We start from the raw sequence: 26,680 nt of genomic DNA, 5'->3' as shown, positions 1-26,680 counted from the left end.
GCGTGTGGTGGATGGCCTCACGGGTACCCGCTCCTGACGCGATACCCCGGGCCGCGAGGGAGGAAGTCATGCAGCTCTCATTTCTCACCCCTCTCTACGAGCGTCCAGGTCCTTGGGCCAGCGTTCACATCGACACGGGCCAAGAGGACGAGTCCACCACGACACGCCGTGAGCTGCAGGCCAGGAACGTGTGCGACTCCCTCTCGCGCCAAGGAGCCGACGACGCGACCGTGCGCGCCGTGTTCCACGCGCTGATGTCCGGGCCGGAGAGGACCCACGGCGCAGGGCGTGCCGTCTTCGCCACCTCCGGCCGGGTCGTCCTCGACCCGCCACTGGCCACCCGCCCGTCCATGGCCGTCGACGCCCGGTGGTCGGCGCTGCCTCACGTGGCCCCCCTCCTCGACCTCGCCGCACAGGAACCGGTGTGCCTCGTCGCGTACATCGACCGGCTGGGCGCGGACCTCGAGGTGCGCACCCCGCTGGGCACCAGGCGCACCGGGCAGGCCGAGGGGCGGGACCGGCCCATCCACCGGACGGGCCGGGACGACTGGTCGGAGCGGCAGTTCCAGCGGAGCGTGGAGGACACCTGGGAGTACGACGCGGGCGAGATCGCCGACGCGATCGCCGTCTGCGACGAGCAGGTGGCCGCCGATCTGGTGGTACTGGCCGGCGACGTCCGCGAGCGCCGCCCGGTCCACGACAAGCTGCCCGCCCGACTGCGCCCGCGCGCCGTCGAGACCGCGCACGGCGGCCGTGCGCAGGGCGCGGCCACCCTGCTGGACGAGGACATCGAACGCGCCCGCCAGGAGCACCTGCGCCGTACGGCCGACGAGGAACTGGACCGCTTCCGTTCCGCCCACGACGCGACCGCCGAGGGCGTGCCGGCACTCGTGGAGGCGGCGCGCGAGCACCGGATAGCGGAGCTCTTCGTACGGCCGGACGGACCCGACACGCGCCGCGAGGTCTGGGTGGGCAACGAGCCCGACCAACTGGCCGTACGCCGCACGGAGTCCCGGTACCTGGGCGGCACCCACCCGGTGGCCGCCCGTGCCGACGACGCGCTGCTGCGTTCGGCGGCGGTGACCGGCGCCGCGGTGCAGAGCCTGCCGGCCCACCACGCCGCCCCCGCCAGGACCGCCGAGCCGGCGGCCGACGTCCCGGCCGGCGGTCTGGGTGCGCTGCTGCACCGGTCGTACCAGGAGAGGGAACAGCGATGAGCACCCAACGCGCTCCCGGACTGCGGCAGCAGCGGGCAGTGCTGCACGCGCTCCTCGACGACCACGGCCGCACCTACGCCGAAGAGGCGGGGATCAAGCTGCGCGACACCCCCCAGCCGCTCTACCGGCTGCTCGTCCTCGCCCATCTGCTGAGCGCCCGCATCCGCGCGTCCGTGGCGGTCGCCGCCGCGGGGGAGCTGAATCGGGCGGGTATGCGCAGTGCCCAGGCCATGGCACAGGCCTCCTGGCAGGACCGGGTCGACGCCCTCGGCCGCGGCGGCTACCGCCGTTACGACGAGCGCACGGCGACCCAACTGGGCGACGGGGCGGAGCTGCTGATCGAACGGTACGGCGGCGATCTGCGCCGCATGCGCGAGAGGGCCGGCGGCGATGTCGACGAACTGCGCCGACTGCTGCGGGACATACCGGGCATCGGCCCTGCGGGTGTCGACATCTTTCTCCGCGAGGTCCAGTGTGTCTGGCCCGAGACGGGGCCGCTGCTGGACGAGAAGGCCCTGCAAGGCGCTCGCCGTCTGGGGGTCGCCGACGATCCCCGGACGCTGCTGAGGCTGGCGGACGACGCCGACGCCGCGCATCTGGCGGCCGGACTGGTGCGGGCGGCGCTGGACAAGGAGCTGGCCGGGTCCGTGAAGGAACACGCAGCGGCCTGACCGTTTCCACGTTCACACCTGGCCCATTCCTCGTTCACATGCGAAGGCCGGATGCCGTGGGACAGAACCCTGCGGCATCCGGCAACGCGCGTCGGAACTTCGTCGAACGGTCACTTTCCCAGTGACCGCTTGAGCTCTTCCTTGTTCATCGACGACCGGCCGTGCACATTGCGGCGCTGCGCCTCCGCGTACAACTGGTCGTAGGTCGGACCTTCGGAGCCGCTGTGCGAACGCCGGCCGCCCCGCTTGGAGGACGACATGTCCTGCGTGGAGCTCTTGCTCGCGGTCTTGGACTCGCCGGAGCGGGCGCGTTCCTTGTTGACCGTGCGCGCGGCGATCTCCTTGGCGCGCTTCTCGCTCGTTCCGCGCTGCTCGGCCCCTTCCTTGATGTGCTCGTACTGTCGTTCCCTCTTGGGACTCGAACCGCGAGGCATGACCACTCCTTCGTCACCCGGGGACGGGAAATCCAGCTTCTTCACCGTGCGCCGCACCCCACCGGATGGCAATTGCCACGGTGGTGGGCGCGGCCGATCGGGTCATGCGGGTACCCAGGGCTCCCGCGGGCATTCCGCGTCCGTCCCGCTCCTGGCGATCCGTGCGACTGCCGGTCGGGGTGAGCGCGCGTAAAATCCTGACCGGGCGCGATCACCCACTGGTCTGGTCGCCTTGGCTGCTCGAGATGGGAGTGGTCGTGATCAAGCCACCCCACGGTGCTTCAGGAACGGGCGGCGTCCACAGCGGGTCGACGGCGACCGTCGTCCGCCTGGCCGAGGAGAACACCGCCCTCCGCGAGGAACTCAACCGGCGTCATCTGACCGACCTCGCCGTCGGGATTCTCGCGGCGCAGCTGCGCACATCGCCCTCGGAGGCGGGCGAACATCTCGCCCGGCTCGCCGAGTCGGCCTCGATGAGCCCCGAGGACATCGCCGCGGACATCGTCAACGGCGTCGCCGGAGCCGTCGTCGTGACCGCGGCCGGTCCGTCCGCCGGCACGCCCGGCGGCGCGGGCGAGGAGACGGCGCCGTCCCCCGCGGAAGCCCGCCGGCTGCGCCGGGTGGTCACCGCCGCCGAGGTTTCCGACACGGTGACGCAGGGCGCTGCCACGCTCCTGGAGGGCGGTCTGAAACCCCTCGGCGTGGAGGCTCTGTGGCTGTGGCAGCTGACCGGCTCCGGCTGTCTCCGCCTGGCCGGACATGCCGGGGCGAGCGCCCTCGAGGCGGCACAGTGGTCCTGGATCCCCCCGGCGATCCCCGCACCGATCCGCTCTGCCTTCGCCGACGCCGCGCCCGTATGGCTGCCGACAGGTCCCGCGGCGCCCGACGTGCTGCCCGGACCTTCCGACCGCGCGGCTCGTGCCCTGTTCCCCCTGCGGCTTCGGGGCAGGACCGTGGGGCTGGCGCTTGCCGTGTGGCCCGGCAGCACCGACCTGGACGACAGGCTCCGCACGGCGGTCACCGAGCTGATCGAGGTGGCGGCGAACGTGCTGGCGGCCGAACCGCTGACGCTGTCGGAGCGGCCGGCGCTCGACGACCTGCTCGACGCTCTGGTCCACCCGGCGATGACCCTCAAGCGCGACCGGCACACCTCGGCTCTGCTGGTCGAGCACGTGAACGGACCGGCCGGTGAGGCACTGGGCGGCTCCCACCGGGCCGTGGGGCTGCCGGTCGAGGCCGCGTTCCCGCTGCTCCACGCGGATCTGGAGGCCATGTCGCGGCGTGCGCACTACGCGAACTTCCCGCAGCGAGCCGCACGTCTGCCCGCGGAGCGCACGGCCGAGTCCGCGGGTCCGCTCCTCGACGTGAGGGTGCTTCCGGTGGACACGGACCGGACCATCGTGCTGTGGCACACGTACACCGACCGGCGCACGGCCGTGGGTCGTGCCGTGGGCCGGCTGCAGGGCCTCGCCCTGTTCGAGGACGACCTCGCCACGGGGCGGTCGACATGGACCGACCAGACGTACGCGATCTTCGGGATGGAGCGCGGCTCGCCGCCCGTACCGCTCTCCGGGCTGGGGCCGCGCGTCCACCCCGATGACGCGGACGAGCTGGCCGAGCTCCTCACCGACCTGGTCGACCGCCGCAAGGGGGCCGCGGCAGTGGTCCGGGTCGTCCGCCAGGACGGCGGGTTGCGCCATGTGAGGATCGCCGCGGAGCCGCTGCTGCACGGGGCGGCGCTGTCGGGGATCACCGGTGTCTACCAGGACATCTCCGCCGAATACCACACCGAGATCGCGCTGACGGCGACGTTCGACCAGCTCACGGCGGTACGGGCGCAGGCGAGCCTGCGGCACCGGCTGGTGCTCCAGCTCCAGCAGGCGATCGTGCCGGAAGTGCCGTCGCTGACAAAGCTGCAGGGGCTCGGCGCGGCGGCACGTTACCGGCCCGCGGCGCAGGAGTACCGCGTGGGCGGCGACTGGTACGACATCCTGCCGCTGCCCGGAGGACAGGTGCTGATGGCGGTCGGCGACATCGCGGGCCACGGCATCGACGCGGCCACCGGGATGGTCGCGCTGCGCAACGCGCTGCGCGGCCTCGCGTTCACCGGCCACTCCCCCGGCCGCCTCATGGCCTGGCTCAACGAAGTGACCCTGCACGCTGCGGGGCATCCGACGGCCACGGCGGTGTGCGCGCTGTACGACCCCGAGGACCGGACGCTGCGCTGGGCGAGCGCCGGTCATCTGCCGCTCCTGCTGCTGCGTGAGGGGACGGCGCAGCTGCTGGAGCCCCCGTACGATCTCCTGCTCGGCGCGGTGCCCTCCCCCGTCTACCGGGAGCAGACGACTCAACTGCGTTGCGGCGACACACTCCTGCTGTACACGGACGGGCTCGTCGAGCGCCGTCACGGCGGGCTGGACCAAGGGCTGGCGGCGCTGTGCCGCACCGCGGAGGAGCTCACGTCATGCGGAATCGACGAGCAGGTCGACCGGTTGCTGAGCGCGGCGACGGGTGACACGGACGACGACACGAGCGTCATCGCCATCCGCCTCGGCTGACGCCCTCCCGCCGGCCCGCGTCCGCCGTCGGCGAGCAGGGCGCAGGCAGCTCAGCCCCGCTCCTCCAGCCACCGCCGGATCTTGGCCATGAGGTGGTCCGCGTCGACCGGTTTGGCCACGTAGTCGTCCGCTCCGGCGGCGAGCGCCTCCGCCCGGTCGCCCGGCATGGCTTTGGCGGTGACCGCGATGATCGGCATGTCCGCGGCGTGCTGCAGCTTTCTGATGGCCGCCATGGCCGCGTAGCCGTCCATGCCCGCCATCATCACGTCCATGACCACGAGATCGATCTCGTGGTGGGCCCGCAGCAGCTCGACGCCGGCTCTGCCGTTGTCCGCCTGCAGGACCCGCACGCCCTCGCGCTCGAGTACCTCGGTGAGGGCGAAGACGTTCCGCGTGTCGTCGTCCACCAGCAGCACCGTGTGCCCGGGTACGGGGTTCCTCGCCCGCGGGCCGACGGCGCCGTGGGCCCGGGTCTCCTCCCGGGGCTCCGCCTGGGCTCCGCCCTTGCGGTGAACCGGCAGGTAGAGGGTGAAGCAGCTGCCGCGGCCGGGAGTGCTCTGCGCCTCCAGGGCGCCGCCCAGCAGCCGGGCGACCTCCCGGCTGATCGACAGTCCGAGGCCGGTGCCTCCGTAGTGGCGGGACGTGGTTCCGTCGCCCTGCTGGAACGCGCCGAACATGCTCTCCAGCCGGTCGGCCGGTATGCCGATGCCCGTGTCGCGGACCCTGAAGGCGACGACGGGCCCGGAGTCCCGCAGGGAGGGGGGCAGTTCCTCCTCGTTCGCGTTGGCGATGCGCAGCTCGACCCGGCCCTGGTCGGTGAATTTCAGGGCGTTGGACAGCAGGTTGCGCAGGACCTGGCGGAGGCGGGACTCGTCGGAGGTGAGCCACTGCGGCGCGTCCGGTTCCGCGGTGATCTCGAAGGCGAGTTCCCGTTCGGTGGCGACGGGGCGGAAGGTGGCTTCGACGTGCTCCATCAGCCCGGTGAGCGGGAACTCCGCGGGGTGGATGGGCATCTTTCCCGCCTCGACCTTGGACAGGTCCAGGATGTCGTTGATCAGTTGCAGCAGGTCGGAGCCCGCGGAGTGGATCACCTCGGCATAGTCGACCTGCTTCTCCGTGAGGTTGCCCTCGAGGTTCTGGGCGAGCAGCTGGGCCAGGATGAGCAGGCTGTTGAGCGGGGTGCGCAGTTCATGGCTCATGTTGGCCAGGAACTCCGACTTGTACATCGAGGTGCGGGAGAGCTGCTGGGCCCGGGCCTCCAGCTCCTGGCGGGCCTGCTCGATCTCCAGGTTCTTGCGCTCGATGTCGCGGTTGCGGTCGGCGAGCAGTGCCGCCTTCTCCTTGAGTTCGGCGTTGGAGCGCTGCAACTCCTCCTGGCGGGCCTGGAGTTCCTTGGACCGTGCGCTGAGTTCGACGGTGAGACGCTGGGAGCGGCCGAGCAGTTCGTCGGTGCGGGTGTGGGCGATCAGCGTGCTGACGTTGATGCCGACCGACTCGATGAACTGGTCGAGGAAGTCTCGGTGGACGACGGTCGGCGGCCGCACCGACGCGAGCTCGACGACGCCCAGCAACTGGTCCTCCAGGACCACGGGCAGCACGATCAGGTGGCTCGGGTCCACGTGTCCGGTTCCCGAGAAGACCGTCGCGTAGCCGGGCGGCAGGTCGTGGACCTCGACGGTGCGCCGGCTGCGGGCCGCCTGTCCCACGAGGGACTGGCCAAGGCGGATACGGCGCCCCTGAGCATCCGGGTCGGGGGCGCCGTACGAGGCGATCAGGACGAGCTCGACGCCCTGTGCGCCCTCCTCCGCCAGGAAGAAGGCTCCGTACTGGGCGCCTGTCAGCGGCGGCACCTCGTCCATGATCAGCTCGGCGACCGCGGTGAGGTTCCTGGTGCCCTGCATGAGTCCGGAGAGCCGGGCGAGGTTCGTCTTGAGCCAGTCCTGTTCCTCGTTGGCGCGGATGGTCGCACGCAGGGACTCGACCATCGCGTTGATGTTGTCCTTGAGATCGCCCAGTTCGCCCGGCGCCTCCACCGTGATCGACCGTGTGAGGTCGCCCTCGGCGACGGCGCTGGTCACCTCCGCGATGGCGCGGACCTGGCGGGTCAGGTTGCCGGCGAGCTCGTTCACGTTCTCCGTGAGGCGCTTCCAGGTCCCGGAGACGCCCTCGACCTCCGCCTGCCCGCCCAGCCGGCCCTCGCTGCCCACCTCCCTGGCGACGCGGGTGACCTCTGCGGCGAACGACGACAGCTGATCGACCATGGTGTTGATGGTGGTCTTCAGCTCGAGGATCTCGCCGCGCGCGTCGACGTCGATCCTGCGGGTCAGGTCGCCGCGGGCGACCGCGGTGGTGACCTGGGCGATGTTGCGGACCTGGTTGGTGAGGTTGTTCGCCATGGAGTTGACGTTGTCGGTCAGGTCCTTCCAGGTGCCGGACACGCCGCGGACGGTGGCCTGGCCGCCGAGGTTCCCGTCGGTGCCGACCTCGCGGGCGACCCGGCTGACCTCCTCCGCGAACGAAGAGAGCCGGTCCACCATCGTGTTGATGGTCTCCTTCAGCTCGAGGATCTCGCCCCTGGCCTCGACCCGGATCTTCTGGGTCAGGTCACCGCGGGCCACCGCCGTCGCGACCTGGGCGATGGACCGCACCTGCGACGTGAGGTTGTCGGCCATGGTGTTGACGCTGCTGGTGAGGTCCCGCCATGCGCCGCTGACCTGCGGTTCGCGCGCCTGGCCGCCGAGCAGGCCCTGGCCGCCCACCTCCCCCGCCACCCTGGTGACCTCGGCGGTCACCAGGGAGAGCTGTTCCACCATGCCGTTGTAGATGGCGGCGATCTCACCGAGGAGACCGGCGTCGTAGGGCAGCCGGACCGAGAGGTCGCCGTCCCGTACGGCGGTGAGGCCGGCCAGCAGCTTCCTCAGTCCCTCCTCGCTCAGCTCCGCGGGAGGCCGGCCCGTTGGCGGGCCGGGCGTAGGGGCGGACGCGTCCATCGCAGACCTCGCGCTGTCGTGACATGCGGCGCCGTGGTGGGTCCACCGCCCAAGCGGCGTCGGCCACGGCTGTCTCCACTGTGGCACGGGGACATCCCCACGACACCCCGGCGTCGGGTGCTGCGCGGGCGCTGCCCGGCGGCGCGCTCACTCGGGGATCGAGACGGCGAACCAGACGGCCTTGCCCGTTCCCCGGCGCACCCACCCCCACTCGGCGGAGAGACGTTCCAGCAGGTAGACGCCGTGCCCGAAGGCGCGGGCGGGCCGGTGGCGGCCGATCGGCCTGGGCCCGGCGGCGCTGGTGTCGCTGATCTGGACCCAGACCCGGCCGGGTCCCCGGTCCATCCGCAGCTCGCACGGAGTGCCACCGTGCGTGCACGCGTTGGTCACGACTTCGGAGACCAGCAGCAGCACGTCGTCGAGCGCGACGCGGCGGGAGGGCCGGGTCGGGGTGAACCACTCGTCGAGGACCCGCCTCGTGAGATCACGGCACCGGCCCACCGCACCCGGGCCTCCCTCGAGCGGGAAGCGTCGGCTCTGCAGCATGCCCGGTTTGTCCGGTGCGCGTTCCATACCGGACCAGTGCCCCCAGGAATTGCTTCAAAGCACCCCGAAGGGGAATTATCAGTACATAAGTGCTCGCCCGACGGTCCCCGCTGCAGCCGACAGCGCCGGCCCCGGCCCCGTCGAAGGAGCCTGATGTCCACCTCAGCGCACATCCAGCAGCCCGTGCCCGCGGGACGGGCGCTGCCCCGCCGCGACACGGTTGCCGCACCTGAGGACCTCCCGGAGATCCCGGATCCGCGGACCATCAGCCCCATGGACGCCCGCGCACTGTCGACCACACTGTTCGAGCGCCTGGCCGTCCTCGAGGAAGGCACAGCGGAGTACTCCTACGTCCGCAACACGCTGGTCGAACTCAATCTGAGCCTGGTCAGGTTCGCGGCTGTGCGATTCGCCAACCGGGCCGAACCGATGGAGGACATCGTCCAGGTCGGCACGATCGGCCTGATCAAGGCGATCAACCGGTTCGAGGTCGAGCGCGAGGTGGAGTTCGCCTCGTTCGCGCTGCCCACCGTCGTCGGCGAGATCAAGCGGTACTTCCGTGACTCCAGCTGGTCGGTGCGGGTACCACGCAGGCTCCAGGAGCTGCGCATCGACCTCGCCAAGGCGCTCGACGTCCTGGAACAGCAGCTTGGGCGCCGGCCGACGACCGCGGAGCTGTCGGACTACCTCCACGTCAGCGAGGAGGAGGTCGTCGAGGGCGAGCGCGCGTCCAACGGATACACGGCGCAGTCCCTGGACGCCACGGTGAACGACGAGGAGGCGTTCAACTCCGTCTCGCGCCGCCTCGGAGTGGAGGAACCCGCCTTCGACATCGTGGACTCCCTGGAGGCGCTCAAGCCCCTGATCGCCCTGCTCGACGAGCGGGACCGGCTGATCCTCTCGCTGCGTTTCATCGACGAGTTGACACAGTCGGAGATCGGTGCGCGGCTGGGGATCTCCCAGATGCATGTGTCACGACTGCTCGGCCGCATCCTCGCGAAGCTGCGGACCGGGATCATGGACGATGCGCCGCCTGCCCCCGCGCAGGAGTGAGCCGCACCTCCAGCCAGACCACTTTTCCGTTGCCGCGGGGCTCCGCTCCCCAGCGGTGCGCGAGCCGCTCGAGGATGATCAGCCCGTGGCCGCCGGGCTGGGAGAGTTCGTTCGGCAGCCGTCGCCGGGGTGGTCGCGGTTCCGCGTCGGCCACCTCGATCCGCAGCCGCCCGCCCGACCGGTTGAGCATCAGCTCCTCGGGGCCGCCCGCGTGCAGGCAGGCGTTGGTGACCAGTTCGGAGACGAGCAACAGCACATCCTCGACGAGGGCGTTGTCCTCGCCCCGGCCGTTTGCCGTCCAGCCCCAGTCGGCCAGCGCCTGCTCGGTGAAGTCGCGGCAGCGGCTCACCACGCCCTTGGTGCCGAACAGCGCCAGACGGCGGGTCTGCCCCTTGCCACCGGGGCCCGTGCCCATCAGCCACCTCCCCGTCAGGTGGTTCGCTCGTCCGCCAGCGCTTCGTCCACGCCGGCGTGCACCTTGAAGACGGCCTTCGCTCCGGTGATCTCGAACATGCGGTCCACCGGCGGCCGCAGAGCCGCGAGTTCGATGTGCCCGTCCGTCTCCTGGGCGGCCAGCCGGGCGTGCAGCAGGACGTTCAGCCCCGTGGAGTCGCAGAAGCGCAGATCCCCGCAGTCGACGAGGATCCGTGCGGCGCCGGCCCGCACATGCTGGTCGAGGGCCTTCCTGAGTGGCTCGGCCGTGTCGTGGTCGAGTTCGCCGCTGAGGGAGAGGACAACGGTGTCCCCCCGCTGTCTGGTGGCGACGCCGAACCGCTCACCTCCGGCGACGGACTCCTGCTCCGACCGCCTGGTGGCTCCCGAGACCATGGCCCTTCGCCTCCTCGAGACTCGCTCGTTCCGAAGTGTCGACTCTTGCCCGAGGCCGCCGTCGCGGCCACCCGCGGCCGTTCGGGTACCCAGCGCACACACCGCCACACGCCGCCGCGCCCCTCGCACCTTCCGAGCTCTTCGCCGGGCAGACTACGAAGCCCCCGGCACGGATCAATTGCCCTCAACGGGGTACGTGTCGTGTCCTCACAGGCTTCACGTATACGAACCACCCACCCCTCACACCTCCGAACGGATCCAGGACGGAGCACCGGCGATGAACCACACCAAGGACTCGGCCCGGCCGGGACCTCTGCATCTGTCCGCCGGGAACGCCGGGAACGCCGGGGCGGTCGAAGCGGCGATCGGGGTTCCCGCCGCACAGACCGGCCCCGAGGAGCTGCCGCAGGACCACACGCAGGCGATCCTCCAGGCGACGAAGCGGGTGGGCGCACTGCTGAAGGCGTCGGGATACCCGTTCGCCCTGGTCGGCAGCGTGGCCGCCTACGCACACGGGGTCCCCACCCGGTTGCAGCACGACACGGACTTCTGTCTGCGCCGGGAAGACGCGCAAGGCGTGCTGCGGACCCTCACCGAGGGCGGTATCCAGGTCGTCTCGCCGCCGGAGGACTGGCTGGTGAAGGCGAGGGCCGACGGCGAGGAGATCGACCTGATCTTCGAGCTCGCCCACCGTCCGGTCACCAGGGAGATGCTCGACCGGGCCGAGGTCCTGCCGGTCGACTCGGTGCACATGCCGGTGCTCGCCCCCACTGATCTGCTGGAGAGCCGGCTCACGGCCCTGTCCGAGCACCACTGCGACTTCGGTGCCCTGCTGCCGGTGGCCCGCGCGCTGCGCGAGCGGGTCGACTGGGACCGGCTGCGCCGTGACCACGCGGCCTCACCCATGCCGGACGCGTTCCTCTACCTGCTCGAGCGGCTGGACGTCATCCGGGCGCGGGAGGTGCCCCATGAAGGAGCCTGAGGCCTCCGAATACCGCATCGCCCGTCTCCGCGAACGGCTCGCGGACGAGGAGATCGCCGAGCTGGGTGTACAGGTCGACATGCGCGGCGGATACGTGCACCTGTGGGGCACCGTGTCCACGGCCTCCTGCAGGAACGAGATCGTGCGCATCGCAGAAACCGAACTTGGCGGGCTTCCGGTGCGGGCCGACCTGACGGTCGCCTGCGCCACGGCCCCCGAAGGCCCCGAGGAGCTCGAGTGATCCGCGTAGCCGCCGTCGGAGACATCCATCTGGCCCCGGACAACCGCGGCCTGTTGCGCCCCGCCTGGGAGACGCTGGGCGACTGTGCCGACATGCTGCTGCTCGCCGGGGACCTGACCCGGCACGGCACGGTCGAGGAGGCGGAGGTGGTGGCCGCGGAGATCAAGGGCCTGTCCGTGCCGGTCGTCGCCGTTCTCGGCAATCACGACTACCACAGCGACCTCGCGGACGAGGTGACGGCCGTGCTGGAGCGTGCGGGGGCGATCGTCCTCGAGGGCGAGGGCACGGTGCTGGACGTGGCCGGCACCAAAGTCGGCATCGCCGGTACGAAGGGCTTCGGCGGCGGTTTCGCGGGCCGCAGCGCGGGAGAGTTCGGCGAGCCCGAGATGAAGGCCTTCGTCCGCTACACCCGCCGCTGCGCGGCCGACCTCGCGCGGTCGCTGTCCGATCTGAGGGAGCAGGGCTGCGCGGTGCGCATCGCACTCACGCACTTCTCCCCCGTTCCCGACACGCTGGCCGGGGAGCCGCCGGAAATCTTTCCGTTCCTGGGCAGCTATCTGCTCGCGGAGGCGGTGGACGACACGGGCGCCGACCTGGCGGTGCACGGGCACGCCCATCTCGGCACCGAGCACGGCATGACCGCGGGCGGGGTGAAGGTGCGCAACGTCGCCCAGCCGGTCATCGGGCACGCCTTCGCCGTGTACCACGTGCCGGTGAACGACCGGATCGAGCTGCCGGCCGTCGGGTGAGAGGTTTCCGGCGTCCGGACCCGGGCAGGTGCGAAATGTGCTTCGGACAGGAGGCACGCCCCGTGGGAGCGGATGCTCCGGGCGTGTGACGTCCTGTTCGCGCCGTCTTCCTCGGGTGAGTCGATTCAGGCACGGCACCCACACCCTTCAGGGAGTCGCGACATCATGCCCACGTTCGCACACACCAAGCACTCTCACTCCGACGCTCCTGACACCGCGGCGGCCTTCCAGCGGCTGGCCGAGCTGGACGACGGCCCGGAGCGGCAGGAGATGCGCCAGGAGATCGTGGCAGCCTGGCTGCCGATGGCCGAACGGATCGCCGGACGGTTCCGCAACCGCGGCGAGTCGCTGGAGGACCTGCAACAGGTCGCCGCCCTCGGCCTGGTCAAGGCGGTCGACCGCTACGACCCCTCACGCGGCGCGTTCGAGAGCTTCGCGGTGCCCACGGTCGTGGGCGAGGTCAAGCGGCACTTCCGCGACCACATGTGGGCCCTGCATGTGCCCCGGCGGGTCCAGGATCTGCGCAACCGGGTGCGCTTCGCGCGCCAGGACCTCTCCCAGACGATCTCGGGGCGCGCCCCCACGGTCGCGGAGATCGCTGAGCGTGCCGGGGTGTCCGAGGAGGACGCGCTGGTCGGTCTGGAGGCGCTGGAGTCGTTCACCGCGCTGTCCCTGGACGCGGAGCTCCCCGGAGCCGACGACGGGTACTCGCTGAGCGACACCTTGGGCTCCGCCGACCCCGCCATCGACGTACTCGTCGACCGCGAGGCGGTCAAGCCGGGGCTGCGCAAGCTGCCCGAGCGCGAACAGAACATCCTGTACATGCGCTTCTTCCGCGACATGACGCAGAGCAGTATCGCCCAGACCCTGGGGATCTCCCAGATGCACGTCTCCCGGCTGATCAGCCGGTCCTGCGATCAGCTGCGCAACGAGGTCATGCGCGACGCCGCATAGCCAGCGCCACGTGCCGGGACACGACGTCCACGGCACGCGCCTGGGCCATCGAGAAGGCGGGCGTGCTCCCGCTGCGGAACAACGACAGCACCCCGAGCACCGGGGCTCCTTCCTCACCCGGCGCCCGGACGGGGACGCACAGCAGCGACGTCACACCGGCCTGTACGAGCACCGAGTCGCCCCCCGCGTCACGGCCGAAGCAGTCGAGATCCTCCGGGCGCAGCTGAAGCACCGCCGCCCCGTCCCGCGCGCTGTCGACGACGATCGGGCAGAGCGCCGGGTCCTGGGACATGATTCTGGCCGCGAGGCCGGCCGGCTCCTCACCGGACGGGCCGAGGACCGCCGCACGCCGCAGACCGGCGTCCGTGACCAGGTCGGCGACCACCCAGTCGGCGCCGTGACCGGCGAGGACTTCCGCGGCCGCGCCGAGCGCCGTTTCCGGGTCGTCGGGCGGGGTGCCGAGCAGGACCCTCGTCATGTTGTCGAGGAGGTCCATCTGGGCCGCGTGCCCGGCGGCTTCGGCAAGATCGGGAGCGGCGACACGGCGCAGATGGGGCGGTGCGCTCCGCGGATGGCCGGACGCGGGGCCGGCCGCCCTGCCGGAGGAGGCCTCACCGCTCTCGTCGGGGACCGTCTCGGTCTGAAGGACCATGAGTACGGCCGGGTGCGGCTCGTTCGGCGGGCGCAGCGCGGTGAGGGTGGCCCTGAGGGCCTCTTGCGGCCGCTGCTGCAGATGCACCCGCAGACTGCGCGGCCCTTCGCCACGGACCACGGCCGCCGCCTGCGACCGCAGTGCGGCGCGGTCGCCGGGTCTGAGCAGTCCTGCCAAGGGGCGGCCGGCGGAGTACCCGGCCCGCACACCCGTCAGGTCCGTGGCGGCGAGGTTCATCCGCCGGACGACGGTGTCGCCCTCGATGAGGGCCACAGGGAGCGGCAGCCGCTGGAAGAGGGCTCGCAGCAGTTGGAGCTCGGAGCGGTCGGCCGAGGCCCGTGCCGGGCCCTGGGTGGCGAGCCGCTCGTACTTCGGCCAGAGTGTCTCCGCGACGTGCTGGAGTTCGAAGAGCGCGGCGTCCAGCAGCGTCTGCTGCTCGTCGGTGGGCAGCCCCCGCGCGGCCCTCAGTTCGCCCACCCGGCGGACGAAGTCCTCAAGATCGTCGCCGAACTCATCCGTCTGCGCCATACGAGAGAACCTATCCGACCCGGCGGCCGCGGTGCGGCGGTACTGCCGGGTCACTGCCTCCGGCCAGGGGGTTTGCCGCGGCGGGGGCCGGGCAACCGCCTGTGCGAAGGAGGACGACCGCATGTTGCCCCCGCCGGATCTCAGCATGGAACCCGCCGCCACGGCACGCGACCTGTCGGACTTCACGGAAGCGGCGATGCGCTGTGTGGACACGTGCTGCGGCGCCGCCACGACAGTCACCGACGGCACGTCCGAGCGCCGCGCCGCCGCCACCCATCCCGACCTGACCGCGCTGATCTCTGTCGAGCTCGACTCGGGTGATGGCCCCACGTCCAGCGCCCTGAATTCGGGCGAACCCGTCGCCGCCGCCGACCTTCTCGGCGAGGAGCGCTGGCCCGAGTACCGCGCGGCGGCCCTCGACTCGGGCATCCGTTCCAGCGTCACCATGCCCTTCCGCCGTGGCGACGTGGAGATGACGCTCAGTCTCTACAGCTTCCACCCCGGCACCTTCGCGCACCTGGCCCACCACCCGGTGATCGTGCTCGGCGAGCAGTTCGCCCAGGGGCTGGTCCGTGACCACTTCTACCGGGCGGCTCTCGCCCAGGTGAACCAGCTCGAGACCGCGCTCGACTCCCGCGCCGTCATCGACCAGGCGAGCGGCATCCTGATGCACGCGCTCGGCTGCGGCCCCGCGGAGGCCTTCGATCTTCTGCGACGCTTCTCGCAGCGGTCGAACCGCAAGCTGAGCGCGGTCGCCGAGGAGATCGTGCGCAGCCGGGGCCACGGACTGAAGCGGCAGCAGCCCTTGAAGTGACCACGCCGGACCGGGCTCACCGGGCGCATGCCGTCGGCCGACACCTCCGGGGCTCGGCCGACGGCACGCGTCCGGTGTCCCGGTCACCCCGCCGAGGCGCCAGGGGTGGCGTGGCTCTTCGCCGGGGCGACGGACAGCGGCGTGGCGATGTCCTCGAGAGATTTGCGTTCCGCGGCCACGGCGAAGAAGACCGCCACGACCCCGGCCGCGACCATCAGCCCCGCTCCGACGCAGAATGCCAGCACGGCGTCGGAGACGACGCCGCTGGCCGTCAGTTCGGCGAAGAGCAGGGGCCCGGAGATGCCGCCGGCCGCGGTGCCGATGGCGTAGAAGAACGCGATCGCCATGGCACGGGTCTCCATGGGGAAGATCTCGCTGACGGTGAGATAGGCGGAGCTGGCCCCCGCCGAGGCGAAGAAGAGCACCACACACCAGCACAGGGTCATTGTCGTGGCGTTCAGCACGCCGGCGCCGAACAGCCACGCGGTCCCGAAGAGCAGCAGCCCGGACAGGATGTACGTGCCGGCGATCATCGGCCTGCGTCCCACGGTGTCGAAGAGGCGGCCGAGGAGGAGCGGTCCGAGGAAGTTGCCGAAGGCGATGACGGCGAAGAAGTAGCCCGTGCTCCCACTGGACACGCCGAAGAACCTCACCAGGATCGAGCCGAAGCCGAAGGTGATCGCGTTGTAGAGGAACGCCTGTCCGATGAAGAGGGAGAAGCCGAGCGTGGCGCGTTTGGGGTAGGCGCGGAACAGGGTCCGCCCGATCTCGATGAATCCGATGCTGCGCCGCTGATGGATGGTGATCGCGGTCTCCGGCTCCGGCAGCCGTTCTCCCTTCTCCTCCTCGATCTGGCGCTCCACGTCGTCGACGAGTCGTTCGGCGCCCTCCGCGCGGGCGTGGATGAACATCCAGCGCGGGCTCTCCGGGACGTGCCGCCGCACCAGCAGGATCACCAGGCCGAGGACGACTCCGAGGGCGAACGTCAGCCGCCAGCCGATGTTGATCGCGAAGATGTCGGTGTTCAGGGCCACGACGGAGAGCAGGGCACCACCCATGGCTCCGAGCCAGTAACTGCCGTTGATGATGAGGTCGACCCGGCCCCGGTACTTGCTGGGGATCAGTTCGTCGATCGCCGAGTTGATGGCCGCGTACTCGCCGCCGATGCCGAAGCCGGTGAGGAAGCGGAAGAGGAAGAACCACCAGACCGAGAAGGAGACCGCCGTCAGCGCGGTCGCGCCGAGATAGACGGCGAGCGTGATGAGGAACAGTTTCTTTCGGCCGTACCGGTCCGTGAGCCGGCCGAAGAACAGGGCTCCGGAGCAGGCGCCCGCCACGTAGAGCGCGGCAGCCGTGCCCGTCACCTGGGCATCCGTGATCGGCAGCCCGCTTCCCTCCTCGGAGAGCCGACTGGCGATGTTGCCGACGACGGTCACCTCGAGACCGTCGAGGATCCACACGGTGCCCAGGCCGATGACGATCATCCAGTGCCAGCGCGACCAGGGGAGCCGGTCAAGTCGCGCCGGAACCTTGGTGGTGATGGTTCCCGTCTCGGCGTCCGAGGTGTGACTCATACGTTCCTCCTGACTGGCCGGTTTCAGCGGACGGGGCTCCCTCGACGCGGGGTCCGGCCCCAGAGCCAGTCGCGGAGCGCGGACAACCGCGGGCGCTTCTCACGCCGTTCCCGTGTATGACGGTCCAGTTCCTCCATGAGGCGCCGCGACCGGTGGTCCATGTCGAGTTCGTCGAGGATCCGGTCGACCTCGGTGAGCAGCGCGCCGTGCAGCTGCCAGTGGCGCGGCAGGCGCTGGACGTCCCGGAGCAGCAGGTCTGCGGCCTTGTCGCGGCTGGTGCGGGCGGCGGCGAGCTCCCCCGTGAGCCGTTCCTCCGCGGCGTCGGCGCTCTCGCTGGTCTGTGTGGTGACGAGAACGGCGAAGCTCACCAATGTGTCGGCGACGTGGGCCAGCAGTTCCTCGAGCGCGACGCCGACCTCGTGGCTGAACAGGTCCTCCTCCCTGCGTTCCTTGGCGAGGTCGGTGATGGTGCGGGCGAGTACGCGCAGGACGACGGCGCAGATCTCGAGCGTGTCGAGGCCGGTGCGCAGCACGATGCGGTGCAACAGCCCTTCCTTGACGCGCGGATTGAACCGGAGGCTGTCCTCGGCCTGGCGCAGGGCGGCGTCGACGTCGGCGATGTCGTTGTCGAGTCTGCGGGCCTCGTGCAGCCGGGCGGCCGCCCGCTCGACCGGGGTGGGGCTCGTCAGCTCCTCGCCGATCCGCAGCAGCAGGCGCCGCATTCGGCGCCCGAGGTCCTCGATCGACTCCCCCGCGGCCTCGACCCAGACCGGCGGCACGAACAGGACGTTGAACAGCAGCCCCACGACAGCGCCGATGAGCGTTTCGAGGACCCGGTCCCAGGCGGTGTCGGTCACCTGGGTCACGCCGAGGACGAGCATGGCGCTGATCGCGACCTCGGGGACGAACTCGTCGACGCGCACGAATCTTCCGATGACCAGGGAGGCCAGGATGATCAGTCCGAGGCTCCACCAGCTCAGCCCGACGAGCGCGCTGAATCCGATGGCGATGAGCACGCCGACGACCACGGAGTTGACCCGGCGCACACCGGTCGTCAGGGTCGAGTAAAGGGTGACCTGGACGACGAGGAGCGCGGTCAGGGGCGCGGTGAGCGGGGGTGCGGGGCTGTCGATCAGGTGCAGGGCGACCACGTAGGAGATGGTCGCCGCCGCGGTGGATCGGAAGGTCTGCACCACCGCCGGCTCGTTGTGCCGGCGGACGATGCCGGCCACCGGCTCGCGTAGCCATGTCCGAACCTCAGGCACATTCGTCCTTCCCCGTCCCCACCCGGACTCCGTGAATCGGTGTATCGATGTGCACGGAAACGGGGTCAGCGCCCGCCGGCCGCCGCCGCACCTTCGCCCACGGTCGTCGCGGCGGGCCGGAGACGACGGTGTACGTAGTGCTCGGCCGCGAGCACGGCTTCGCGTGCCGTGCGCTCGCACATCAGCACGCACAGTGTGTAGGCCGTGTCCTCGAACCGCCTCCGGGCGGAGTCGTCGTGGGGAGCGGAGAGGACGTAATGTTCCTGCGCCCGGTAGCGGGCAATCAGCCTGGTGATCACACTCGTGTCGGGCATCAGCATTGTGGTCTCCCGGTTTCTGCGGCCCCCTGCACACGGCGGAGCGACGTCCGTCCGGTGCCTCATTGTGAACCGGAGCGGCCCTGCCCGCCACACAGCTGGCTACTCTAGGTAATCGTTGATATGGGGAGTGCTCGCGGCACGCCGGAACAGCCCATCTCGCACGCGTCTCTTCCGTTCTCACAGCCGGGTCCGCAGGCTCGAAGCACCCGTTCGCCAGGCGCCCAGAAGGTGGTCTGTGAGCCGGTCCTCGAGACACGTGGTGGCCGCGATGCCGAACGCCATGTCGGACGCCAGCTCCGGCTCGTCGGCCAGCAGTCCGCCGATGACGTCCCTGCGCACGATCTGCTCGTGCACCGCGTCCGCCGTCACGTGCTCGGCGTAGAAGTGCTCGGCTGCGGGTCCCGCCCCGGTGCGGCGCATGGCTTCGGCCAGCCGGCGCGAACCGGGGGACGATGTGACCTCCACCGTGGCGAAGTGCCCCACCAGAGCGCCTCGATGGACGCGGTGCAGTCCGAAGAGCGACATCAGGTTGACGTTGGCGAGCATCTGTGCGGCGGCGGCGTCGATGTACTTCCCGTATGCGGGATCGAGGCCGAGGTCCGTCATCAGCTCGGCGAAGAGCCGGGCGTGCACCCGTTCGGCGTGCCCGCCGCCGAACTCGTCGAACTCCACCGCCACAAAGGCCGCTTTGGCCCTGCCCCGCAACCGCGGGATGACCCAGGCGTGGGGGTCGGCCTCCTTGAGGTGGTACAGAGAGCGGTGGGCGGCGTACTCTCGCAGCTGCCACAGCTCGCCCTCGTCCTTCAGGAAGTACGAGACCCCGGTGCCGTCGACGGGCTCTACGAGCAGTTCGTCCAGTGCGTCGTACACATCGGCGTGACCCGCGGCCCGGTCGCGCACCTCGTCGAGGAAGCGCCGCTCCATCACCGCACGCAGCCGCAGCAGTTCCGGCTCCCACTCCCAGGCCGGTTCGACACCGCGAAAGCCGCGGTAGTGCAGCTCGTAGCAGAGGTAGAGGGCCAGCTGCAGGTCGTCGCCGAGCGGATCGGCGCGCCGTGCGGCGTCGAGGTGCGGCAGCGGGCCGCCGACGGGGCCGCGCAAAGCCTCCAGCACGCCCTGCGACAGCTCGCCACGGGCGTGCGGCAGTTCGCCCGCGGCGGGTGTGGTGGCCTGCGCACCCGGAGTGGGCTTCGTCATTCGCGTTCACCTCTTGCTGCGTCGGCGGTGGCTGGTGTCGCACCAGGGATACGTACGGCTGCGGCGGCATGTGCACAGGGCCACGGTGAACCGGTCGGACCGCACGGTGCTCCCGTCGTCGAGGACGACCTCCACGGGGCCCTCGATCAGCATCGGTCCCTCTTTGGTCACGGTCACGCGGCGGGGCTCCCGGCCCTCGGGGCCGCTCGGCTGGCGTGCCTCAGGCCCGTTCGACGTTCCCTCAGGTCCGTTCGGCACGGATGACCACCAGCTCTTCCTTCTCCTCGCCGGGAGCGATGAGCCCGCGGCGCTCCAGCCAGTCCGCGCGCGAACGCAGCACCGGCCCGAAGGGGACGTACTGCCGCTGGTCGACGGCGGCGTCGAACCCGGCCCGCTCCAGCCGCTGCAAGGTGGGCGTCACGCCGCTCAGCGCCGAGTGCACCAGCAACAGGACGCCCCCCGGACGCAGCAGTTCGGCCACGCCGTCGCAGATCCGGTCGAGCACGGCCCGGCCGTCGTGTCCGGCGTCCCACGCGACGGCGGCGCCCCGGCGGGGTGGCCGGAGCTGCGGGGCGGGGACGTACGGCGGATTGCACACGATCAGGTCGAAGCGGCGGCCCGCGGCCGGGCGGAGCAGGTCGCCGTGCAGGACCCGCACCCGGCGGCGGCTGAGGGCCGCGTTGATCCGGGTGGCGACCACGGCGCGCCAGGACCTGTCGATCGCGGTCACCCTGGCACCGCGCCGGGCGGCGGCCAGGGCCAGCGCTCCGGTGCCGGTGCCGACGTCGAGCACCTCCGCGCCGGGTTGCAATCGGGGCTCGCGATCGAGCGCGTCAGCGAGAAGGAACGTGTCGTCCTGCGGCACGTACACGCCCGGAGCGAGCACGAGCGCGCCGTATCCCCGATCCGATCCCAGCAGACTGGGCATTCATGCTCCTTCGGCAGACGGTGCCGGCGGCCTCCTCGAGGCGCCCGGCAAGTTGCTGATCAGCGGGTGCCCGCTTAGGCGAATTTCATCCGTTTCGGCCGAACGGCTCCGGGGACCCGGTCTGGGCCTGGCCCCCACGGCAGGTCCAGAAGCCGTACCGTCGCGGGAACCCACCGGAGCAGCCGATGAGCGCGAAGACAGGCCTGCGGGTCGTGGTCACAGGAGCGACCGGGAACGTCGGCACGAGCGTGATGAGGGCACTGTCCGGGGACTCGCGGATCGCCTCGGTCCTGGGTCTCGCACGCCGCGTTCCGGACCTCGCCGTCTCCCGAGCGGCCTGGGCCGCCGTCGATCTGGCCGGCGAGGACGCGGAAGAGGTGCTCGTCCGGCATCTCGAGGACGCCGACGCGGTGATCCACCTCGCCTGGCGCTTCCAGCCGACCCACTCCCCTGTCACCACCTGGCGGACCAACGTCCTCGGGTCACTGAGGCTCTTCGATGCGGTCGCCGCAGCCCGTGTGCCGGTACTCGTGCACGCCTCGTCCGTCGGCGCGTACGCGCCCGGACCGAAGACGGGCCCGGGCGTCGACGAGTCGTGGCCCACCCACGGCTGGCCGGCCGCGGCCTACTGCCGCGAGAAGGCCTATCTGGAACGGGTGCTCGACTCCTACGAGCAGCAGCACCCGGAGATACGGGTCGTACGCATGCGTCCCGCCTTCCTGTTCAAGGAGGGGGCAGCCAGCGAACAGCGCCGGATCTTCGCGGGCCGGTTCCTGCCCGGACCGCTGATCAGGCCCGGGCTGCTGCCCTTCGTGCCCGACCTCGAGGGCCTGCGCTTCCAGGTACTGCACACGGACGACGCGGCGCAGGCCTATCTGATGGCGGTCCTCCTCGACGCCCGCGGCGCGTTCAATCTCGCGGCCGACCCGGTGATCGACGCGCAGACCCTCGGCGAGCTGCTCCGGGCCCGCGTGGTCCGGGTACCGCGCAGGGCGGTGCACGCCGCGGTGTCGGCGGCCTGGAGGGTGCACGCGGTGCCCGCGTCTCCGCATCTGTTCGACGCGCTGACCCGTATGCCGGTGATGAGCGCCGCTCGGGCGAGGGAAGAGCTGGAATGGCAGCCCCGGTACACCGCGACGGCGGCGGTCGAGGAGTTCCTGCGCGGAGTGCGGAAGGGATCGGGCGAGCCGACTCCCCCGCTCGTCGGGCACCTGGCGCACTGAGCCGCGCCCACCGCCTCGCGGGCCCCGCTACGGCAGGAGGGGCTCGGCGAACGGGCTGGTGGCGAGCCCGGCAAGCAGATCCGCGGGGTCGTCGTAGACAGCCGCCGCCCCCGCGGCCTCCAGAGCCGTACGCGGAATGCCGCCGCACAGCAGTCCCACGCAGCGCACCCCCGCCCGCGAGGCCGCCTGCATGTCCCACACCGTGTCGCCGACGAACAGGGCGTTACCGGCGGGGACACCGGCGAGCTCGAGAGCGTGCTCCACGGGTTCGGGGGCCGGTTTCCCCTGGTCCACGTCGTCCGAGCTCGCGGTCGCGCTGATGGCGTCGTCGGCGTCGATCGCCTTCCTGAGCGCCGCGAGCTCGGGGCCGCCCGCCGACGTGGCCAGCACCACCGTCCACCCGTCGCCCGCCAGGGCGCGCAGCAGATCCCCTGCCCGGTCGAAGGCGGGCAGACGGTCGGAGTACGTGGCGTACAGGGCCTGGTGCGCGGCCTTGATCGTGCCGTCCTGGTCCGTGTCGCGGTCGTCCCCCAGCAGATGAGCGATGAGGTCATGGCCCGCCAGCCCGACGGAGCGGTGGATGTGGTGCATGGGCACGCGGTGTCCGGCCTGGCGGAAGGCCTCCCACCAAGCGGTGACGTGCAGGTGGTTGGTGTCGGCCAGCGTGCCGTCGACATCGAACACAGCGGCGCGTTCCATGGGCGAAGATCCTTCCGGTGGCTACTCCGGTACGGCGTTGTCGGTGGCGGTCACGGTGAAGATGGCGCCGTCGGGATCCCGCAGGGTGGCCTCCGCGCCGTGCGAGGTGGAGCGCTCGCCGAGGACGGTGCCGCCGTGCCGGTCGGCCGTCCGCATCGTCTCCTGAAGGTCCTTGACGGCGAAGTGCACGTGCCAGCGCGGATGCAGCAGTGGATTGGCCGCCGTGCCGTCGGCGCCCGAGGTGAGCCTGGCGAGCACCCGTCCCTCACGGTGCAGTACGACCGCGCCCTCCAGGTAGCTCACGTCGCAGCAGCCCGCGCGGCCGGACGCCCACTCGAGCACCTCGCCGTAGAAGATCGCCGATTCGAAGGCGTCCTTGGCCAGCAGGCGGATCCACGCGGGTGCCTTGTCGCGCCACGCCGGCCAGTCGCGCATGAGCTCGCCCTCCCAGAGCCCGAAGACCGCGCCGTCGCGGTCGGCCGCCAGTACACCGCGTCCCATGGCCAGGGCCAGCGGCCCCACCGCCACGGTGCCGCTGCGCTCCCTGATGCGGCCCGCCGTCCTGTCGGCGTCCTCGACGGCGAAATAGGGCGTCCAGGCGACGGCGACCGTCAGTGCGGGCGCCAGGGAACCGATGCCGGCGACCGGCGCTCCGTCGACGACGGCGACTCTGAACTGGTCGCCCAGTCTGCCTCTGCGGAACCGCCAGCCGAGCACGGCGCCGTAGAAGTTCTGGGCTTCCTGGAGGTCACGGGCCATGAGGCTGACCCAGCACGGCGCGCCGAACACCGCGGCGGACGATGCGGCGCCGACGGTCTGGGCCGGGGTCTTCTCGTTCATCACCACGTCCGGCGGTAGGGGGCGATTCACGCGGGTGCGGCTTCCATGTTCCTCCCCCGGAGGCCGGGGAGCGAACGCGGTGGTGACCGTGCGTGAGCACGACGACACGAGTTCCCCGCCGACGGCGTTTGTAACCACCCCTGTCAGGGGCCGGCCGGCCCGGCTCCGTATGGCCGGTGCGGCCGGGGGTAGCTGGACTGCATGACCGTTCAGAAGACCAGCGTCCTTGTCCTCGACGCCGCCGAACCCATGGAACTGGCCGAGTTCTACGCCGGGTTGCTCGGCGCGGAGGTACGCGTCGGCAGCGATCCCGACTTCGTGGAGGTGACCGGGCACAGCGGCGTGCATCTGGCGATGCGCCGCGATCACGGGTACGCGCCGCCCAGCTGGCCGCGACCGGAGGACTCTCAACAGGCGCACCTGCGCATCCTGGTCGCCCGCGACGATCTGGACGCGGCGGAGCGCGAGGCGGTCGGGCTCGGGGCCCGGCCGGTCGACAGCAGCCACCGGGGCGGACCGCACGAGGAACGCGTCTACTCCGATCCGGCCGGACACTCGTTCTCGTTCGCGGCGTCCCCCGCACCGGCCAAGACGGAGCCACGACTCCAGGAGTCGGGAGAGTGACGGGACAGGGCCCGGCCGGGCCCTGTCCCGTGATCGTCAGCGGGATTCCAGCGCCTCCACCACGCGTCGGGCGGTGTCCGCGCTCGACTGCGGGTTCTGGCCGGTGATGAGGTTGCCGTCCACGACCACCTTGCTCCCCCACGCCGGGCCCGGGTCGACGACCGCGCCGAGCTCGCGCAGCCGCGACTCGACGAGGTAGGGCGTCTTGTCCCCGAGGCCGCCCTGCTGCTCCTCCTCATTGCTGAACACGGTCAGCCGGCGCCCGTCGAAGACGAAGGCGCCGTCCTGTCCGACGGCGCTGAGCAGGGCCGAGGGGCCGTGGCAGAGCGCCGCGACGATCGTGCCGCGGCCGTGGGCCTCCTGCAGCAGCCGGCCGAGGTCCGCGTTCACGGCGAGGTCGGCCATCGGCGCGTGGCCGCCGGGGATGTACACCGCGTCGTAGTCGCCGGCGGACGCGTCGGCGAGGTCGGCCGGCGCGGCGAGGTCGGCGTCGATCGTCTCCAGGTACGCACGGAAACGCCTGGCGTCGGCGTCCTCGACACCACCGCGCTCGTCGAGGCTGATCGGGTCCACCGTCGGACGGACTCCGCCCGGCGTCGCGATGGTCACGTCGTGGCCCGCCGCGCGCAGCACCTCGTGCGACGCCGCGACTTCCTCGGCCCAGTAGCCGGTGGGATGAACCGTGCCGTCGGACAGCGTCAGGCTGTCGGCGCCGGAGACGACCATGAGGATCTTGGACATGGAGTGGTCCTAACTTCGCGTGAGGTGTTCGCTTTCGATGCGGACAACGCCAGTTTTGACCGCCTCCCATCCCCGGGCATCATGAGCGTCATAAGTTCCCTTATGGAATGGGTGTTGCGTGCCGGGACTGGATCTGCTGGCGACCTTCGTGGAGATCTACCGCTGCGGGTCGGTGTCCGCCGCCGCCGACCGGCTGGGCCTCACCCAGCCCGCCGTCAGTGGCCAGCTGGCCCGGCTCGAGGAACAGCTGGGCGAGCAGCTCTTCGTCCGTTCCAGGAGGGGCGTCACCCCGACGGCCCACGCCGCCGACCTGGCCGCGCGCGTCGGTACCCACCTCGACGAGCTGCGGGCGGCCCTGTCTCCGTCGGGAGCGGGACCGGCCCACGTGGGGACCGTACGGATCGCGGGGCCGGGCGAGCTGATCGCGATGCGCGTGCTTCCCACGCTCTCTCCGCTGACCACCCGGGGGCTGCGGATCCATGTGACGCTGGGCCTCGCCGGGGAGCTGCTCCGTGAGCTCTCCGCCGGGCGGGTGGACCTGGTCGTGTCCGCCATACGGCCCACACAGCAGGACATCGCGGCGACCGTGCTCGTCGACGAGGAGTTCGTCCTCGTGGGACCGCCGAACCTCGCCCGCAGCGTCGACACCGCCCGGCTGGCCGACGACCCCGTGGACGCCCTCGCCCATCTCCCCCTGGTCGGTTACGCGGACGATCTGCCGATCGTGCGCCGCTACTGGCTGAGCGAATTCGGCCGCCGTCCGCCGAACACCGTCTCCGTGATCGTCCCCGACCTGCGGGCGGTGCTCGCCGCCGTGATCGCCGGTGCGGGCGTGAGCGCGCTGCCCCGCTACCTCGCCGAGTCCGCCCTCTCCGCGGGCTCGGTCGAACTGCTCCACGAGCCCGCCGCTCCCCCGCTCAACACGCTGTACCTGGCCACTCGCACGGGTGCGCTCGTCCACCCTCCGCTGGCCCTCGTGCATGACCATCTGCGCACGCGGGCCCACTCCTGGGGCGCGCTCTGATCATCTGCAACCCATGGGGAGTAAGGGGAAGTTGGGACGCCGCGCCATGGCCGAAAGCCGACGTGTCAGCAGGCTCCGCCGGCCGATCACCTGTACCGCCGACCCGGCTCTCCCTAGCATGTTGCTCCCACTGACCGGATCTCCATCGACGCGGGTGAGGACTGGATGCAGAGCTCGTGGCGCCCCGACGCCATCGACACCAAAGTGCCCAGCGTGGCGCGTATGTACGACTACTTCCTGGGGGGCGACGACAACTACCAGTCGGACCGCGACGCCTGTGAGGAGCTGCTGAAGCAGGTCCCGAGCACCAAGACTCTCGCGGTCAACAACCGCCGCTTCCTGCGGCGCGTGGTGCGTCTGCTGGCGAGCGAGTACGGGATCCGCCAGTTCATCGACCACGGCTCCGGTCTGCCGACCCAGGACAACGTCCACCAGGTCGCGCAGGCGGTCGATCCCGAGTCCAGGGTCGTCTACGTCGACAACGACCCGATCGTGCTCGCGCACGGCCGCGCTCTGCTCGACGAGAACGACCGCACCACGGTCATCCAGGCCGACATGCGCGACACCGACGGCATCTTCGGCCACGAGGAGACTCAGCGGCTGATCGATTTCAGCCAGCCGGTTGCCGCTCTCTTCGTATCGGTGATGCACTGCATTCCGGACGAGGACGACCCGGCCGCACTCGTTCGTCGTGTCGCCGAACGGCTCGTGCCCGGCAGCTTCCTGGTGGTCTGTCAGCTGGTCAGCGACCGGCCCGAGATCCGCAAGTTCGTCACCGACTTCATGGCCGAGGCGACGGACAACCACTGGGGACGGGTGCGCGAGGAACACGAGGTCGCCGGCTACCTGGACGGTTTGGAGATCCTCGAGCCGGGCCTGGTCGAGGTCTCGACCTGGCGTCCGGACAACGACCTCGCGCCGGTGCAGCAGACCGACGAATGGATCGAGTGGGGCGGCGTCGCGCGCCTCCCGTAACGCCCGCACGCTCCTGGTCGACGAAGACGCCCGGTGCGCCGCTCACGAGAAGC

General features: G+C 71.1%; 28 protein-coding genes. 13 read left to right on the top strand and 15 right to left on the bottom strand.

Annotated elements, in window-relative coordinates; translation table 11 throughout:
- The first annotated feature begins 68 nt into the window (after positions 1 to 68).
- Together ABZ070_RS15870 and ABZ070_RS15865 are read left to right on the top strand one after the other, a co-directional pair.
- The gene (locus ABZ070_RS15870; protein WP_356634070.1) at positions 69 to 1,217 is read left to right on the top strand and encodes a Vms1/Ankzf1 family peptidyl-tRNA hydrolase; all 1,149 of its coding nucleotides are present in this window, start codon (positions 69 to 71) and stop codon (positions 1,215 to 1,217) included.
- Complete coding sequence (locus ABZ070_RS15865; RefSeq protein ID WP_356634069.1) at positions 1,214 to 1,888, top strand: endonuclease; 675 nt, start codon at positions 1,214 to 1,216, stop codon at positions 1,886 to 1,888. The genes ABZ070_RS15870 and ABZ070_RS15865 overlap by 4 nt, the downstream gene beginning before the upstream one ends.
- A 110-nt stretch (positions 1,889 to 1,998) precedes the next feature.
- Here the strand turns inward: ABZ070_RS15865 and ABZ070_RS15860 are convergent, their stop codons facing one another.
- Positions 1,999 to 2,322, bottom strand: coding sequence for a plasmid stabilization protein (locus tag ABZ070_RS15860; protein ID WP_356634067.1), 324 nt, complete (start codon positions 2,320 to 2,322; stop codon positions 1,999 to 2,001).
- A gap of 257 nt (positions 2,323 to 2,579) precedes the next feature.
- Between ABZ070_RS15860 and ABZ070_RS15855 the strand changes: the two genes are divergently transcribed.
- Positions 2,580 to 4,880 (top strand): SpoIIE family protein phosphatase, encoded by a 2,301-nt coding sequence (locus ABZ070_RS15855; RefSeq protein WP_356634065.1) that lies wholly within the window; start codon positions 2,580 to 2,582, stop codon positions 4,878 to 4,880.
- 50 nt (positions 4,881 to 4,930) lie between these two features.
- Here the strand turns inward: ABZ070_RS15855 and ABZ070_RS15850 are convergent, their stop codons facing one another.
- Both ABZ070_RS15850 and ABZ070_RS15845 read right to left on the bottom strand, forming a co-directional pair.
- Complete coding sequence (locus ABZ070_RS15850; RefSeq protein ID WP_356634063.1) at positions 4,931 to 7,870, bottom strand: HAMP domain-containing protein; 2,940 nt, start codon at positions 7,868 to 7,870, stop codon at positions 4,931 to 4,933.
- Positions 7,871 to 8,017: 147 nt separating this feature from the next.
- Positions 8,018 to 8,416 carry an ATP-binding protein gene (locus tag ABZ070_RS15845; RefSeq protein WP_356634061.1) on the bottom strand — a complete coding sequence of 133 codons (399 nt, stop codon included), beginning with the start codon at positions 8,414 to 8,416 and terminating at the stop codon, positions 8,018 to 8,020.
- Positions 8,417 to 8,569: 153 nt separating this feature from the next.
- On the opposite strand from ABZ070_RS15845, the gene ABZ070_RS15840 reads away from it, so the two are divergent.
- Positions 8,570 to 9,469, top strand: coding sequence for a SigB/SigF/SigG family RNA polymerase sigma factor (locus ABZ070_RS15840; RefSeq protein WP_356634059.1), 900 nt, complete (start codon positions 8,570 to 8,572; stop codon positions 9,467 to 9,469).
- On the opposite strand, the gene ABZ070_RS15835 is transcribed toward ABZ070_RS15840, so the two are convergent.
- Positions 9,432 to 9,884 (bottom strand): ATP-binding protein, encoded by a 453-nt coding sequence (locus ABZ070_RS15835; protein ID WP_356634057.1) that lies wholly within the window; start codon positions 9,882 to 9,884, stop codon positions 9,432 to 9,434. The two genes, ABZ070_RS15840 and ABZ070_RS15835, sit on opposite strands and share 38 nt — an antisense overlap.
- 14 nt (positions 9,885 to 9,898) lie before the next feature.
- Complete coding sequence (locus ABZ070_RS15830) at positions 9,899 to 10,297, bottom strand: STAS domain-containing protein (RefSeq protein ID WP_356634055.1); 399 nt, start codon at positions 10,295 to 10,297, stop codon at positions 9,899 to 9,901.
- A gap of 277 nt (positions 10,298 to 10,574) precedes the next feature.
- Between ABZ070_RS15830 and ABZ070_RS15825 the strand changes: the two genes are divergently transcribed.
- From ABZ070_RS15825 to ABZ070_RS15810, 4 genes are all read left to right on the top strand, one after another.
- Positions 10,575 to 11,279, top strand: a complete 705-nt coding sequence (locus ABZ070_RS15825; protein ID WP_356634053.1) for a nucleotidyltransferase family protein — start codon at positions 10,575 to 10,577, stop codon at positions 11,277 to 11,279.
- Complete coding sequence (locus tag ABZ070_RS15820) at positions 11,266 to 11,520, top strand: BON domain-containing protein (protein WP_356634051.1); 255 nt, start codon at positions 11,266 to 11,268, stop codon at positions 11,518 to 11,520. Before ABZ070_RS15825 ends, ABZ070_RS15820 begins: the two co-directional genes overlap by 14 nt.
- Positions 11,517 to 12,269 carry a metallophosphoesterase gene (locus tag ABZ070_RS15815; protein ID WP_356634049.1) on the top strand — a complete coding sequence of 251 codons (753 nt, stop codon included), beginning with the start codon at positions 11,517 to 11,519 and terminating at the stop codon, positions 12,267 to 12,269. The genes ABZ070_RS15820 and ABZ070_RS15815 overlap by 4 nt, the downstream gene beginning before the upstream one ends.
- A gap of 165 nt (positions 12,270 to 12,434) precedes the next feature.
- Positions 12,435 to 13,223: an RNA polymerase sigma factor SigF gene (locus ABZ070_RS15810; protein ID WP_356634047.1), complete on the top strand. Its 789-nt coding sequence runs from the start codon at positions 12,435 to 12,437 to the stop codon at positions 13,221 to 13,223.
- On the opposite strand, the gene ABZ070_RS15805 is transcribed toward ABZ070_RS15810, so the two are convergent.
- Complete coding sequence (locus ABZ070_RS15805) at positions 13,204 to 14,403, bottom strand: PAS domain-containing protein (protein ID WP_356634045.1); 1,200 nt, start codon at positions 14,401 to 14,403, stop codon at positions 13,204 to 13,206. The genes ABZ070_RS15810 and ABZ070_RS15805 overlap by 20 nt on opposite strands.
- Positions 14,404 to 14,524: 121 nt before the next feature.
- Here ABZ070_RS15805 and ABZ070_RS15800 point away from each other — a divergent pair, with 121 nt between their 5' ends.
- Positions 14,525 to 15,217 (top strand): GAF and ANTAR domain-containing protein, encoded by a 693-nt coding sequence (locus ABZ070_RS15800; RefSeq protein WP_356634043.1) that lies wholly within the window; start codon positions 14,525 to 14,527, stop codon positions 15,215 to 15,217.
- 83 nt (positions 15,218 to 15,300) lie between these two features.
- Here ABZ070_RS15800 and ABZ070_RS15795 read toward each other — a convergent pair whose 3' ends face one another.
- The 6 genes from ABZ070_RS15795 to ABZ070_RS15770 all read right to left on the bottom strand — a co-directional run bounded on the left by ABZ070_RS15795 (position 15,301) and on the right by ABZ070_RS15770 (position 20,501).
- Complete coding sequence (locus ABZ070_RS15795) at positions 15,301 to 16,791, bottom strand: MFS transporter (RefSeq protein ID WP_356634041.1); 1,491 nt, start codon at positions 16,789 to 16,791, stop codon at positions 15,301 to 15,303.
- A gap of 23 nt (positions 16,792 to 16,814) precedes the next feature.
- Positions 16,815 to 18,056 (bottom strand): aromatic acid exporter family protein, encoded by a 1,242-nt coding sequence (locus ABZ070_RS15790; protein WP_356634039.1) that lies wholly within the window; start codon positions 18,054 to 18,056, stop codon positions 16,815 to 16,817.
- A 65-nt stretch (positions 18,057 to 18,121) separates the two neighbouring features.
- Positions 18,122 to 18,376, bottom strand: a complete 255-nt coding sequence (locus ABZ070_RS15785) for a DUF5133 domain-containing protein (RefSeq protein WP_356634037.1) — start codon at positions 18,374 to 18,376, stop codon at positions 18,122 to 18,124.
- Positions 18,377 to 18,553: 177 nt separating this feature from the next.
- On the bottom strand, positions 18,554 to 19,573 hold the full coding sequence (locus ABZ070_RS15780) for an iron-containing redox enzyme family protein (protein WP_356634035.1): 1,020 nt from the start codon (positions 19,571 to 19,573) through the stop codon (positions 18,554 to 18,556).
- A gap of 6 nt (positions 19,574 to 19,579) precedes the next feature.
- Entirely contained in the window at positions 19,580 to 19,726 is a 147-nt protein-coding gene (locus tag ABZ070_RS15775) for a CDGSH iron-sulfur domain-containing protein (RefSeq protein ID WP_356634092.1), read from the bottom strand.
- Positions 19,727 to 19,814: 88 nt separating this feature from the next.
- Entirely contained in the window at positions 19,815 to 20,501 is a 687-nt protein-coding gene (locus tag ABZ070_RS15770) for a HemK2/MTQ2 family protein methyltransferase (RefSeq protein WP_356634033.1), read from the bottom strand.
- A gap of 185 nt (positions 20,502 to 20,686) precedes the next feature.
- Here ABZ070_RS15770 and ABZ070_RS15765 point away from each other — a divergent pair, with 185 nt between their 5' ends.
- Complete coding sequence (locus tag ABZ070_RS15765; RefSeq protein ID WP_356634031.1) at positions 20,687 to 21,724, top strand: NAD-dependent epimerase/dehydratase family protein; 1,038 nt, start codon at positions 20,687 to 20,689, stop codon at positions 21,722 to 21,724.
- Positions 21,725 to 21,751: 27 nt separating this feature from the next.
- On the opposite strand, the gene ABZ070_RS15760 is transcribed toward ABZ070_RS15765, so the two are convergent.
- Both ABZ070_RS15760 and ABZ070_RS15755 read right to left on the bottom strand, forming a co-directional pair.
- The gene (locus tag ABZ070_RS15760) at positions 21,752 to 22,423 is read right to left on the bottom strand and encodes an HAD family hydrolase (RefSeq protein WP_356634029.1); all 672 of its coding nucleotides are present in this window, start codon (positions 22,421 to 22,423) and stop codon (positions 21,752 to 21,754) included.
- A gap of 21 nt (positions 22,424 to 22,444) precedes the next feature.
- The gene (locus tag ABZ070_RS15755; RefSeq protein ID WP_356634090.1) at positions 22,445 to 23,263 is read right to left on the bottom strand and encodes a VOC family protein; all 819 of its coding nucleotides are present in this window, start codon (positions 23,261 to 23,263) and stop codon (positions 22,445 to 22,447) included.
- Between the two features lie 201 nt (positions 23,264 to 23,464).
- On the opposite strand from ABZ070_RS15755, the gene ABZ070_RS15750 reads away from it, so the two are divergent.
- Positions 23,465 to 23,887 carry a VOC family protein gene (locus ABZ070_RS15750; RefSeq protein WP_356634027.1) on the top strand — a complete coding sequence of 141 codons (423 nt, stop codon included), beginning with the start codon at positions 23,465 to 23,467 and terminating at the stop codon, positions 23,885 to 23,887.
- Between the two features lie 36 nt (positions 23,888 to 23,923).
- On the opposite strand, the gene ABZ070_RS15745 is transcribed toward ABZ070_RS15750, so the two are convergent.
- Positions 23,924 to 24,628, bottom strand: coding sequence for a type 1 glutamine amidotransferase domain-containing protein (locus ABZ070_RS15745; protein ID WP_356634025.1), 705 nt, complete (start codon positions 24,626 to 24,628; stop codon positions 23,924 to 23,926).
- A gap of 118 nt (positions 24,629 to 24,746) precedes the next feature.
- On the opposite strand from ABZ070_RS15745, the gene ABZ070_RS15740 reads away from it, so the two are divergent.
- Together ABZ070_RS15740 and ABZ070_RS15735 are read left to right on the top strand one after the other, a co-directional pair.
- Positions 24,747 to 25,652, top strand: coding sequence for a LysR family transcriptional regulator (locus ABZ070_RS15740; protein WP_356634023.1), 906 nt, complete (start codon positions 24,747 to 24,749; stop codon positions 25,650 to 25,652).
- Between the two features lie 165 nt (positions 25,653 to 25,817).
- Positions 25,818 to 26,627, top strand: coding sequence for an SAM-dependent methyltransferase (locus ABZ070_RS15735; protein WP_356634021.1), 810 nt, complete (start codon positions 25,818 to 25,820; stop codon positions 26,625 to 26,627).
- The last annotated feature ends 53 nt before the right edge of the window (positions 26,628 to 26,680 follow it).

The organism is Streptomyces sp. NPDC006283 (assembly GCF_040613325.1).
GTDB lineage: Bacteria > Actinomycetota > Actinomycetes > Streptomycetales > Streptomycetaceae > Streptomyces.
The sequence above is the reverse complement of the archived record's forward strand: the minus strand, read 5'-3'. Positions and strand labels throughout refer to the sequence as shown.

Bases quoted from the DNA above. Each gene is read 5' to 3' on its own strand.
- ABZ070_RS15870 (WP_356634070.1), top strand. From the start codon at position 69: ATGCAGCTCTCATTTCTCACCCCTCTCTACGAGCGTCCAGGTCCTTGG.
- ABZ070_RS15865 (WP_356634069.1), top strand. From the start codon at position 1,214: ATGAGCACCCAACGCGCTCCCGGACTGCGGCAGCAGCGGGCAGTGCTG.
- ABZ070_RS15860 (WP_356634067.1), bottom strand. From the start codon at position 2,322: ATGCCTCGCGGTTCGAGTCCCAAGAGGGAACGACAGTACGAGCACATC.
- ABZ070_RS15850 (WP_356634063.1), bottom strand. From the start codon at position 7,870: ATGGACGCGTCCGCCCCTACGCCCGGCCCGCCAACGGGCCGGCCTCCC.
- ABZ070_RS15845 (WP_356634061.1), bottom strand. From the start codon at position 8,416: ATGCTGCAGAGCCGACGCTTCCCGCTCGAGGGAGGCCCGGGTGCGGTG.
- ABZ070_RS15840 (WP_356634059.1), top strand. From the start codon at position 8,570: ATGTCCACCTCAGCGCACATCCAGCAGCCCGTGCCCGCGGGACGGGCG.
- ABZ070_RS15835 (WP_356634057.1), bottom strand. From the start codon at position 9,884: ATGGGCACGGGCCCCGGTGGCAAGGGGCAGACCCGCCGTCTGGCGCTG.
- ABZ070_RS15830 (WP_356634055.1), bottom strand. From the start codon at position 10,297: ATGGTCTCGGGAGCCACCAGGCGGTCGGAGCAGGAGTCCGTCGCCGGA.
- ABZ070_RS15825 (WP_356634053.1), top strand. From the start codon at position 10,575: ATGAACCACACCAAGGACTCGGCCCGGCCGGGACCTCTGCATCTGTCC.
- ABZ070_RS15820 (WP_356634051.1), top strand. From the start codon at position 11,266: ATGAAGGAGCCTGAGGCCTCCGAATACCGCATCGCCCGTCTCCGCGAA.
- ABZ070_RS15810 (WP_356634047.1), top strand. From the start codon at position 12,435: ATGCCCACGTTCGCACACACCAAGCACTCTCACTCCGACGCTCCTGAC.
- ABZ070_RS15805 (WP_356634045.1), bottom strand. From the start codon at position 14,403: ATGGCGCAGACGGATGAGTTCGGCGACGATCTTGAGGACTTCGTCCGC.
- ABZ070_RS15800 (WP_356634043.1), top strand. From the start codon at position 14,525: ATGTTGCCCCCGCCGGATCTCAGCATGGAACCCGCCGCCACGGCACGC.
- ABZ070_RS15795 (WP_356634041.1), bottom strand. From the start codon at position 16,791: ATGAGTCACACCTCGGACGCCGAGACGGGAACCATCACCACCAAGGTT.
- ABZ070_RS15785 (WP_356634037.1), bottom strand. From the start codon at position 18,376: ATGCTGATGCCCGACACGAGTGTGATCACCAGGCTGATTGCCCGCTAC.
- ABZ070_RS15780 (WP_356634035.1), bottom strand. From the start codon at position 19,573: ATGACGAAGCCCACTCCGGGTGCGCAGGCCACCACACCCGCCGCGGGC.
- ABZ070_RS15775 (WP_356634092.1), bottom strand. From the start codon at position 19,726: ATGCTGATCGAGGGCCCCGTGGAGGTCGTCCTCGACGACGGGAGCACC.
- ABZ070_RS15770 (WP_356634033.1), bottom strand. From the start codon at position 20,501: ATGCCCAGTCTGCTGGGATCGGATCGGGGATACGGCGCGCTCGTGCTC.
- ABZ070_RS15765 (WP_356634031.1), top strand. From the start codon at position 20,687: ATGAGCGCGAAGACAGGCCTGCGGGTCGTGGTCACAGGAGCGACCGGG.
- ABZ070_RS15760 (WP_356634029.1), bottom strand. From the start codon at position 22,423: ATGGAACGCGCCGCTGTGTTCGATGTCGACGGCACGCTGGCCGACACC.
- ABZ070_RS15755 (WP_356634090.1), bottom strand. From the start codon at position 23,263: ATGAACGAGAAGACCCCGGCCCAGACCGTCGGCGCCGCATCGTCCGCC.
- ABZ070_RS15750 (WP_356634027.1), top strand. From the start codon at position 23,465: ATGACCGTTCAGAAGACCAGCGTCCTTGTCCTCGACGCCGCCGAACCC.
- ABZ070_RS15745 (WP_356634025.1), bottom strand. From the start codon at position 24,628: ATGTCCAAGATCCTCATGGTCGTCTCCGGCGCCGACAGCCTGACGCTG.
- ABZ070_RS15735 (WP_356634021.1), top strand. From the start codon at position 25,818: ATGCAGAGCTCGTGGCGCCCCGACGCCATCGACACCAAAGTGCCCAGC.